The 912-nt window shown below is 45.9% G+C and carries 1 protein-coding gene; it reads left to right on the forward strand.

Annotated features, from left to right (window positions below):
* A partial coding sequence (locus R7R24_RS25425) for a peptidoglycan DD-metalloendopeptidase family protein (RefSeq protein WP_318119880.1) occupies positions 1–824 on the forward strand: 824 nt, incomplete at its 5' end.
* Positions 825–912: the final 88 nt, after the last annotated feature.

Below are 912 nucleotides of genomic sequence, written 5' to 3' on the forward strand. Positions count from 1 at the left end.
TCGATAAAAAAGAGGTCGATTACCAATTCAACTACGCCGAGGCAACCATCAAATCCAACTTCTGGAACGCAGGAATTTCGTCTGGCTTGAATGGTAACCAAATCATGGAGCTAGCAGGAATTTTTGGCTGGGATATCGACTTCGCACTCGATATTCGCAAAAACGACTCTTTCCGAGTGCTGTATCAAGAAGAAGTTGTAGAAGGTGAAGTCATTGGTCGCGGAAAAATCATCGCTGCGATATTCAAAAACCAGGGCGATACGTTTACGGCTATTTTAGATGAAAAAACGGGCAAATATTACGACGAAAATGGCCGAGCGATGAAAAAAGCCTTCTTGCGCGCTCCACTGGATTTCCGTCGCGTGACTTCAAACTTTAACCCACGTCGTCTTCACCCAGTGACGGGGCGAGTACGTCCTCACCGAGGCACTGACTACGCAGCACCTGTTGGTACGCCAATTTGGGCCGCTGGTGATGGTGTGGTGCAAAAATCGGCTTACAACAAGTTCAACGGGAACTACGTGTTCATCAAGCACAGCAATACTTACATTACCAAGTATCTGCACTTAACGAAGCGCACAGTCAAAACGGGTCAACGTGTTAAACAAGGTCAAACTATCGGTACGCTTGGTGGAACAGGTCGAGTGACAGGACCTCACTTACATTATGAGTTCCTAGTAAATGGCGTGCACAAAAACCCAATAACAGTGAATTTGCCGCAATCCAAAGCGTTAACAGGTAAAGCAAGACAAACCTTCATGGCGAATGCAAAAGTCAGTATGGACAAGCTGGATCGTTACAGTAAGTTACTGGCAATGAGATAAACGGAAAAGTAAAAAGAGGCAGCATTACGCTGCCTCTTCGCTTTCATCAGGTTCGGGCTTAGCAAGATGATCTCTTCCCAACATAAGC

The sequence above is a fragment of the Vibrio sp. 704 genome (genome assembly GCF_033339295.1).